The organism is Bacillus sp. CGMCC 1.60114 (genome assembly GCF_042676365.1).
Classification (GTDB): Bacteria; Bacillota; Bacilli; order Bacillales; family Bacillaceae_G; genus Bacillus_A; species Bacillus_A rhizoplanae_A.
Genome location: NZ_JBHTHG010000052.1, coordinates 1 through 9452, shown reverse-complemented (window position 1 = coordinate 9452; position 9452 = coordinate 1). Strand labels below are relative to the sequence as shown.

Below are 9452 nucleotides of genomic sequence, written 5' to 3'. Positions count from 1 at the left end.
TGTGTTTTTGTTTTTCTTTTTCCAAATTTGATAGATAAGTTTTCCATATTCATGAACCCAGCGCATGATAGTTGTTGGATGAATAGAAATACCACGTTCTTTGAGAATTTCAGACACATCGCGATAACTTAAAGAAAAACGACAATAGTAGCCAACGGCTATTAAAATAATAGCCTTCTTGAACTGTTTTCCTTTAAAATATCCCATCTGTAATTCTCCTCGTTTTCTTTTTCGAAAGTGTAGCTTAGTTTAGAAAACTTTGCAACAGAATCCTTTTGGCCATGTTTTTTGGTAACGATAAGATCCAATGGCAGTCACTCAAACTATATATGGATCGTGTAGTTACAAAAACAGTGGTTTTTGGTAACCGCAATCTGCGGATTTAGCCAGAAATTCTTTACATTGGTACTTTTGTAGTAAGCCACTTTGCGGTCTATGACAGATACCCTGTCACTACCCCATATATCATAGGTAGATGTCTATTTTTTATGTATTACGTTTCATAGTAACAATAAAGAATAAATGTTGATACAGTCAAAGAGGGTTAACTCGTACATAAATAGAAAACTGAATATATGATGAAGCAAACTGAAGAGGAGAAACCAATATGAATCAATTACAAAAACAAATACTATTTTTTCTTGAGGAAAGTAACAGAGAAAGAAGCGTAAACCAAATCGCTAACAGGCTCAATAAGAACCCTGAAGCGGTAAAGATTGAACTAGGAATACTCGCCAATAACAACTTCATAGACATCAGGAGGAGTACCAGTGGAAAGATAAGCAAAGCAACGATTAAACCAGAAGGGAAACAGCACTTCAGAGAAGCGACTACAATTGTTACCAAAGAGTCCGTACAAAAGCAAATCAATGAGTTGAAAGAAAAGTTATCATCTTTGGAAACTTCCTTTCAACAAGCACAAGAGAATCCAACTGAAGAGAACAAACAAACACTATTGGAAAAAGTCGATACAGTTCAATCAGTGGCTAATGGGTTAACCACTTTAGTTAAAGCTGGAATGGAGTTCTTTAAATGATGGAAATTTGAAATAATTATTCTTAGACAAAGGGGAGTATAATTGGATTAAATGCTAAAAGTATATTCACCCTCAGCAAATTTTGAATGTTGATTTTCCAAGAATTTAAGGGGGACAAATAATGTGGAATGGCATAGTTGAATTTGAGAAGGATTTGTGATGCGTACCGTAAAGGTACGCTTATTTTTTATAATTCGGGCTTACGGACAGTCAAACCCATATCTACATCAAATTGATGTTAATACAACGATTGTTGTGTTTTAAATAAGGAACGACTTCTCACAAGAGAGTCCCTTTTTCATCTTTAAAAATGGTAAAATGTAGTTTAAGGAAGGGTAAGAATGAAAAATGAACATAGGGGGATTTAAATAAGGGATGGGCAAAAACCCCAACTATGATTGTATGAAGTATATAATAGGAAAGGGGGAATTTGAATGAGGAAACTAAAAGTAACTGTTTTTATCTTATTACTGAGCATACCACTATCCCTATTAAATGGTTGCTCTATAGACACAAAACTATTAGAAAAACCAATAGGAGATTATTTGTCCGAAAACTACGGGATAAAGAATGGGGATTTTAAAATTCTTTCTGCTGATAGTGGGTTTGGAGCTTCTGATCAACAGACTTACGTGGAAATAAAAAAACCATACCGCACTCTTGCTTATTTAATTGTAGACAAAGACTCACATGAAATAGTTAAAAATGGAAGCGATGATGTTTTTCTAGAAATATTCAAAGGAGCTTATGTTGAACAACATCGTGATGTTTTGAAACAATCCGATAAGATGATAAAAAAGTATAACTTATTAAGTGAATTCTCCTATCATAAAAAGAAACCAAATTTCTATTACTATTTAGATATACATATAGATAAACAACAAGAAAAGGAATTAATTGAAAATTTCAAACGCGATCAAAAAATAAACACTGACAACATAATGAAAATGTTAAAAGATAGTAAACCTAGAGATCATGCTAATTATATAGGAGTTATCAATTTTAATTACTATTACAATACCTACAAAAATAGTGAAACTGTTCCCAATGCTCAAAGTATTATGGATGATTTCGAAAAGAGCCACGTGCTAACAGAGGGCATTTATGAGATAGCTGTTCTGACCATGTATTCCAGCCCTAATGAAACAACCATAGGAGGAACGGACAGTCGTAATAATAATGTCATGTTTACCGTGGATAAACAAGGGAAATTCGAAATATTAAAAACAACTGTAGATTCTTGATAAAATACGTCAATTGTTGTGTTTTAAATAAGGGGCGACTTCCCACAAGGAAGAGGGGGCACTGAAAAAGTCCTCATGGTTTAAAAGGTGAAACCGACTTATGAGCAGCCCTTTCCTTTTTGAGTATACAAAAAAACCGCCCATCCATCTTTAAAGAAATAAAAAAACCAGCTATATTATGCAAATATGACAAGCACATGTCTTCTTCAACTAACATTCTATTCTATATTTTTTTTAGTTGCGTAATCACCATAAAAGTAAGTGTCATATAAATCATCAAGTTTAGGAGTAGCAATTATTGTATATTCACCATTTCCATCGACTTCAAACAAAGTTATATTACTATATTCCGATCCCACATAGTGATTTGAATCATCTACTTTCATTTCGATACTGTATATTCCTTTTGTTAATACTCCACTTTTTTGAAAGTCCTCAATTAGATCTTTGGCCTTTGGAATAGGATGTTTATTTTTATTCATGTCAAATTCAAATAGAAAATTCACCACACCTAGATACATGCCATTACGATTTTTATTTCGGAGATCACTTGGTATTAATTTAGGTAAAAGTTCAGTAGTATCTATCTTTTGGGTCTTTTTAAAATCATCAAGTAGCTCTTGGGAATTATTTACATTTATCCCGATGTTGTCGTAAGGAAATATATAAATAGGACCATTTTCTTCTGGGACAGCTTTATTAGGATATTTTACTAACCCATATTTTTTTATGATCTGTTTCATTACTTGAACTACTTCTGGGTGTTGCTCAATATATGCACCCTTGAATTGTTCGAGATAGATATCGTCACTTTCATCTTTTATAATTTTCAAAGTATTTCTATCAATCATTAGGAACGGATAAGCACGATATGGCTTTTTCATTTCTACATAAGTTTGATGGTCAATCCCTTCAAGCCAATTATTATCTGTCTGAATAACGGAAAACTCACCTTGTATTCCATAGTTTGTTTTTAAATATTCTTGTATTGGTTGATTCAGATCATCTTTAGAGAAACATCCACTAAGAATTAGGATTGATGTACTTACTAAGATGACTTGAATCAATTTTTTAATACTCTTCATTTTTCACCCTGCATTTCTTGAATTTTGATAATATTATAACATTTTCTATTCAACTAAACTGCCATGTTGGCATAAGTACACTTCTTTACAATCTTAACGAAACAATTAATAAAGTCGTTTAAAACAACTTTATTATCTCTGTGCACCGAAAAATAACGTCTGGGAAAAAATGTATCGCTATGACCTATTTTTACACGTATCTCGGCTGTACCTCTATTTGGTAAATAGACGATAATTATGTAAATGAGAAAATACGCTATTCTTCCTGTAGAATTATAGGAAGGATGTTTTTTTATGGGAATAAAAAAACACTCCCGTAGGGGTGCTTATTCAAATCCAATTTCTGTTTTACCATCTGATGTGAAGTATTTTAAGGTTGTTTGGTTGTATACTTGCAAGCCACTTTGTGCAACGGCATCTTTTAATTTTGTCCTTGTTCTGTAGCCGAAATTTTCCCGTAGGCCTTCGTCTGCATTTGACAATGCTGTTTGATCAACGAAAACATATACGACATACAAGTTATTTTCTCTTTTTAATTCAATCGCTGTAACAGTACCGCCGAAATACTCTTTAATTTCTTTGGTTCTACGTTCAAAACTTTTCATCATTCGTGTTTGCTCATCTTTTGGTTGTTCTGTCTTCACCGTTGTTTGTTGTGCTTTTGGTTTCTCTTTTTGAACCACTTCTTTTTCGCCGCAAGCTGCTAACATTACAACTGAGAAACCAACTGCTAATACTGATTTTCTCATCATTTTAATCCCCCCAATATAAGCTCCTAAATATTAGTATACTATGAAACTTCTTGCTGAATATAAAAAGGATGTTCATTAGGGGTCACCATACATACCCAACCTTAGCTTGATAGCGATGTGGTGCTATCTCAAAAGGAAATACCGTAATACGGAGTTAAAACATTTTACTTCTTAGTGGAGTGAAATGTGGTTTCATTTCTACAACTTTCCCTGTTTCCACTCTTTATTATGAATATCTAATCCTTCTTGACCAAAGAAATGGAGAATAAACTCTTTTTCATCTCTATCAGTTTTTTTGGCTAGGTTAGATCCCTCCACACTTTGCTTTTTTCCAAAACGGCGTACCGCCAACATTTTAACGAAAATATACGCTAAGCAAAATTAGACATGAGAAAACGTTGATTTTACTACTCTAAGGTGTTTCATTAAAAAAATGTTTTAGACTATAGAAAAAAGTATTAGACTGTTAAAAAATAGTTGTAGACTGATAAGGTGTTTTTTATACATGAAAGCACTTTTTACTAACATAAAATCAAACTATCGCAAGACCTTTAAAAGTGTACAGAGATAATAAAGTTGTTTAATTTAGAATAAAGTCGTTTAAAGCATAATAAAGTTGTTTAAAAAACGCCAGTCATGTTATTCCACAATCGTGCCATTTAATGGAATAAAGCTTGTTGAGTTAACCGGAACAGGTTGATTAATAAGAAAAGGAAATGAAATCAGTTTTATGGAATTAATTAGGTGATTCATTTTACTGGAGGGATAACTGAATGGCTGAATTGATTTATCATGTTGCAGTTTCACTAGATAACTTTATTGCAGATCAAGGTATGATAGATGGAAATATTAATAATTCTAGCTTTTTATTTGATGGGGATCATGTCCCAGACTTTTTATCAGATATTCGTCAATACGATGCCGTATTGATGGGTGGAAAAACATATGAGTTTGGATTTCAATTCGGTGCTAAATCAGGTGAACCTGGCTATAAGGGCATAAAACATTACATATTTTCAAACTCCATGCAGTTTGAGTCAAACGAAGAGGTCGAACTTATCAAAGGTGATGCTATAGGATTTATTAAGAATCTGAAACAGCAAGGGAAGGGTAAAATATGGCTATGTGGAGGCGGAGAATTAGCTGGGTCGTTGATTAAACATAAACTCATTGATCAATTGGTGCTGAAGGTTAATCCAATTATAGTCGGTGAAGGTATTTCTCTATTCGGAAGCGTAAAGCCACGTCTTAACTTAAAGTTAGTGGACATGAAACAGTACTCTAGTGGCGTTGTCAAACCGACTTACAATATTATTTATACTTAGGATTATCCTAGAGAACCCCTGTCTTTAATTAATTTTCAACAATAAAATTTCAACCAATTGTTCAATAAAAGGGCGCTATTGTTGAATAAAACTTAGATTTTTAAACGACTTTATTGTTATATTTTAAAGTACAGTGAAGTATCTTATATCGAAAATTAAACAACTATATTTTAACCCCGTCCTAAATTTAGAACGGGGTTATGCTTGTTTTAGGTTTTAAAATTAAAATACTTTATTGTCTTTTTACATAAATATTGTAAAATGAAAATGGTACCAACAAAAACATATGGGTACCCAAGGTTTAGGGGGCGGATTATGAAACAAAGAATCTTAACAGAAACAATTCATCAAATTCAAACGAAGGGGTTTACATTTACAATTAGTGACTTAGCAAAACAATTAGCTGTGAGTAAGAGGACAATCTATGAGCACTTCTCTTCAAAGGATGAGATAGTAGATGAAGTTATTCGTAATGTAATAGAAGGTATTCAAGAAAAGGAAAAAAATATTGCTGAAGATGATACGTTACAAACAGTTGAAAAAATAAGACGCATCTTAATTTGTATTCCACAACAATTTAAATTCATGGATGCACGTTTATTAGTAGAACTAAAAAAACACCATTATAATCAATGGTTGAAATTAGATCAGTTTTTACGTGAAGGTTGGTCTACTGTAATCCGGTTAATAGAAGAGGGAATGAGAGAAGGGAGTATTAGACAAATTCAAGTTCCGTTTTTTATTGAAGTATATTTAGGCGCACTGAATCGCATATATGATCCTATGTTTATTGAAAAGAGTGATTATACATTGGGGAGTATGCTCGAATCTATTATGGACATGTTTCTGTATGGAATTTCCAATTCAAAATAAAAGGTGGGAGAATAATGCAGTGGATTTATTTATGCTTAGCAATTTTATTTGAAGTAGCGGGTACAACTGCGATGAAACTATCTGATGGATTAACGAAACTTGCCCCAAGTATTCTTATTTTTGTATTTTATATAATAAGTTTTTCATTTCTGTCATTTGCATTAAAGGGGATGGAGATGTCCGTTGCATATGCGGTTTGGTCAGGTATGGGAATTGTTACGATTACAATAATTGGTTTCTTTTATTTTGGAGAAAATATCAATGTAATTAAGATACTAGCGATTCTTTTTATTTTAATTGGAGTCGTGATCTTAAATTTTAATAGTGCGGCACATGAAGAGAAAAACAAAAAAATGGTGGAGGAACGTGTACATTGAACCGTTTAAAATATTTTTTCCTTATTACTGATATTGGGTTTATTATATATTGGTTCATAACAATTTTTCATATGATTCCACAAGAATATTTGTTTAAAGATTATCAAAATTCTATTTTAATGGCATGGAACTGGTCTTTTCTACCTTTAGATTTGTTAATCTCGTTGACGGGATTTTTAAGTTTGTATTTGTATTCTAAACAAAAGCATATTTGGAGCCATTTTGCGTTCTTATCATTAATTTTAACTTTTTGTTCAGGATTACAAGCTCTAGCATTTTGGACAATCCGTTTAGATTTCGATATTTCTTGGTGGATTCCTAATTTATATTTATTAGTTTATCCATGCTTTTTCTTAAAAGGTATTTGGAGAGAGTGTGGATGGTATGAGACTAACATGAAATAATTAAGAAAGGAATTCAATAGGTATAATCGGAGCGGAAGAAGAAAGTGAACTTATAATAGAGGTCTCGTCGCATCGCCATCAAGTTAAGAAATACATTGTTCCTCAAAACGAAAAAACGAACCGAATTCCCATGGCCAACTATGAAGAAATAAAATTTTTGTTTTGGGGATACTTCAAAATCTTAACTTGATGGGCATGTGGTGATACCCCTATAGTGAAAAAGGCAATATTATCATTCAGAACTACTGTAACGGTCCTAGAAAGCGTTATTGCTCCAACAGCAAGTTTGGCTGCTGAAACAACAGGAAAGGTTATACAACGGACAATTAATAAGCAATTATGTCTCGTTTATGATTATCAATCTTGTAGTAAAAAGCGGGTTGGGCTATACGATCAAATAGGGTTAAGAGAAGGTGACTAAATGAAGTGATAATACATATATGTTCAATTCTGAATTAATGTGGCTGAGTATGAAAGGAGATCCAACTATGTCAATTCCATCAAATATGAATCATGAAGCACCTCAACTCGATTTGTTTTCTTCTGAATTTAAAGAGAAAGCCTATTCGTTTTACGCAAAACTTAGGGGACGTGAGCCTGTTTATCGTTTCACCCTTCCTAACGGTCAAATTGCTTGGCTCATTACACGATACGAAGATGCACAGGTAGTATTAAAAGACAATCGATTTATTAAGAATCCACATACACTTTTGAGCCAAGAACAAATAAACAAGATGATTCCTATTCTGGAAAGAGATTTACTCTTTAATCATATGCTGAATTCTGATCCTCCAGATCATGCCCGCTTGCGTAACTTAGTTCATAAAGCTTTCAAACCAAAAATGATCGAAGAATTGCGTGGTCGAATTCAAGAGATTGCGGACACTTTACTGGATGCAGTCGAAAACAAAGGAAAAATGAATCTAATTGATGAATTTGCTTTCCCTTTATCTATCATTGTGATTTGTGAAATGTTAGGAATTCCCATGGAGGACCGTGATCAGTTTCGGGAATGGTCTGACACTTTAATTGGGACCACTAACCATCCCGAGAAAATTCAGCAGGCTCTCCCAACGTTTCAGTCCTTTATTACATACATGGGTCATCTGATTGAAGAGCGGCGAAAAGATTCGACTGAAGACCTTGTTAGTGCTTTAATTCACGCTGAGGCCGAGGGAGAAAGACTTACAGAAAAAGAATTATATTCCATGATTTTTTTGCTAATTGTTGCTGGACATGAAACGACGGTTAACTTGATTGGAAATGGTGTATTAGCTTTGCTGCAGCATCCAAAACAACTGGAAAAACTCAAAAGCAATCCTGAACTTACCTCATCTGCGATTGAAGAAGTATTACGTTTCTACGGACCTGTAGAGTTAGCAACTAATCGATGGGCAGGTGAAGATGTTCTAATACATGAGAAGTTGATACGGAAGGGAGATATGGTTGTGGTGGCTTTAGCTTCGGCCAACCGTGATGAGGCACAGTTTGAAAACTCGGATTTATTTGATATTACTAGAAAGAATAACCGTCATCTTGCATTCGGCATGGGAAGTCACTATTGTCTGGGTGCGCCGCTGGCCCGACTTGAAGGTCAGATTGCCCTTCTCACTTTACTGCGCAGAATGCCTAATCTACATATGAATACAGATGCTGAAACATTGAAATGGCGTCCAACTTATTTGATGCGGGGATTAATTGAATTACCAGTTGTGTTTTAATGTAATTGGGGTCATATGACTAAAAGGCCTTACCATACATGCCCCTCAACTCAAGAAATTTTAATACCCTTAAACACAAAAAAAGTTATCCTTTCTAAACAAGCTAAATTAGAAAGGATGACTTTTTCTTATGGGTTTTGGTGCAAAAATAATTCGCTAGAACCATAGAATAGCAATATCATATTAACCTAGAGGTTAAGCAGCTAACTCAAATAACTTATGAATGACTTCAACCTCATTTTGGGCATAGTTCACCCTTTGGTGAAGTTGCCCTTTTTTTATCATATGCATAGCTTCGATGCCCCTCAAAATCAAGGTAGCTGTACGAAATGATTTCAATCCTAACATGGATCGAACTCTCCTCTTTATAAAACGGTGATCCTGTTCCACGATATTATTGAGATATTTCACTTGTCTCATTTGGATGCCTTCAGGAATCTCTTGCTCGTCTTTTAACTGTTGAATGGCTACAGGATACGCTGGATTTTTATCGACGGTTATGACACGAGGCTTAGAAACATGAAAAGACCACAAAGCTTTCTTGAAGAAGTGGTATTATCCCTTTTGAGTAGACAGTGTAAAAAGACTGTTTTTGATAAGTAAGTGTTACACTCTATTTGGAGGGGATTTTCTTT

General features: G+C 33.8%; 10 protein-coding genes and 3 pseudogenes. 8 read left to right on the top strand and 5 right to left on the bottom strand.

Annotation, left to right across the window (positions count from 1 at the left end):
- Positions 1-207: pseudogene (locus ACFQZ1_RS10635) on the bottom strand (IS6 family transposase); the annotation flags it as partial.
- Positions 208-607: 400 nt separating this feature from the next.
- Between ACFQZ1_RS10635 and ACFQZ1_RS10630 the strand changes: the two are divergent.
- Positions 608-1036, top strand: coding sequence for a hypothetical protein (locus ACFQZ1_RS10630; RefSeq protein ID WP_377882177.1), 429 nt, complete (start codon positions 608-610; stop codon positions 1034-1036).
- Between the two features lie 434 nt (positions 1037-1470).
- Positions 1471-2280, top strand: coding sequence for a hypothetical protein (locus ACFQZ1_RS10625; protein ID WP_377882176.1), 810 nt, complete (start codon positions 1471-1473; stop codon positions 2278-2280).
- 218 nt (positions 2281-2498) lie between these two features.
- On the opposite strand, the gene ACFQZ1_RS10620 is transcribed toward ACFQZ1_RS10625, so the two are convergent.
- The 3 genes and pseudogenes from ACFQZ1_RS10620 to ACFQZ1_RS26690 form a co-directional block, all read right to left on the bottom strand.
- A complete protein-coding gene (locus ACFQZ1_RS10620; protein WP_377882175.1) occupies positions 2499-3365 on the bottom strand; it encodes a hypothetical protein in 867 nt (288 codons plus the stop codon).
- A gap of 326 nt (positions 3366-3691) precedes the next feature.
- Positions 3692-4117 (bottom strand): hypothetical protein, encoded by a 426-nt coding sequence (locus ACFQZ1_RS10615; RefSeq protein WP_377882174.1) that lies wholly within the window; start codon positions 4115-4117, stop codon positions 3692-3694.
- A 198-nt stretch (positions 4118-4315) separates the two neighbouring features.
- Positions 4316-4456: pseudogene (locus ACFQZ1_RS26690) on the bottom strand (DUF6241 domain-containing protein); the annotation flags it as partial.
- 434 nt (positions 4457-4890) lie between these two features.
- Between ACFQZ1_RS26690 and ACFQZ1_RS10610 the strand changes: the two are divergent.
- From ACFQZ1_RS10610 to ACFQZ1_RS10585, 6 genes are all read left to right on the top strand, one after another.
- Positions 4891-5442, top strand: coding sequence for a dihydrofolate reductase family protein (locus ACFQZ1_RS10610; RefSeq protein ID WP_377882173.1), 552 nt, complete (start codon positions 4891-4893; stop codon positions 5440-5442).
- Between the two features lie 315 nt (positions 5443-5757).
- Positions 5758-6315 (top strand): TetR/AcrR family transcriptional regulator, encoded by a 558-nt coding sequence (locus ACFQZ1_RS10605; RefSeq protein ID WP_377882172.1) that lies wholly within the window; start codon positions 5758-5760, stop codon positions 6313-6315.
- A 14-nt stretch (positions 6316-6329) separates the two neighbouring features.
- Complete coding sequence (locus ACFQZ1_RS10600; RefSeq protein ID WP_377882171.1) at positions 6330-6692, top strand: DMT family transporter; 363 nt, start codon at positions 6330-6332, stop codon at positions 6690-6692.
- Positions 6689-7096 (top strand): DUF5360 family protein, encoded by a 408-nt coding sequence (locus ACFQZ1_RS10595; RefSeq protein ID WP_377882170.1) that lies wholly within the window; start codon positions 6689-6691, stop codon positions 7094-7096. The genes ACFQZ1_RS10600 and ACFQZ1_RS10595 overlap by 4 nt, the downstream gene beginning before the upstream one ends.
- Before the next feature lie 214 nt (positions 7097-7310).
- Complete coding sequence (locus tag ACFQZ1_RS10590; RefSeq protein WP_377882169.1) at positions 7311-7517, top strand: hypothetical protein; 207 nt, start codon at positions 7311-7313, stop codon at positions 7515-7517.
- Between the two features lie 43 nt (positions 7518-7560).
- Positions 7561-8817, top strand: a complete 1257-nt coding sequence (locus ACFQZ1_RS10585) for a cytochrome P450 family protein (protein ID WP_377882178.1) — start codon at positions 7561-7563, stop codon at positions 8815-8817.
- Between the two features lie 195 nt (positions 8818-9012).
- Here ACFQZ1_RS10585 and ACFQZ1_RS10580 read toward each other — a convergent pair.
- Positions 9013-9366: pseudogene (locus ACFQZ1_RS10580) on the bottom strand (DDE-type integrase/transposase/recombinase); the annotation flags it as partial.
- Positions 9367-9452: the final 86 nt, after the last annotated feature.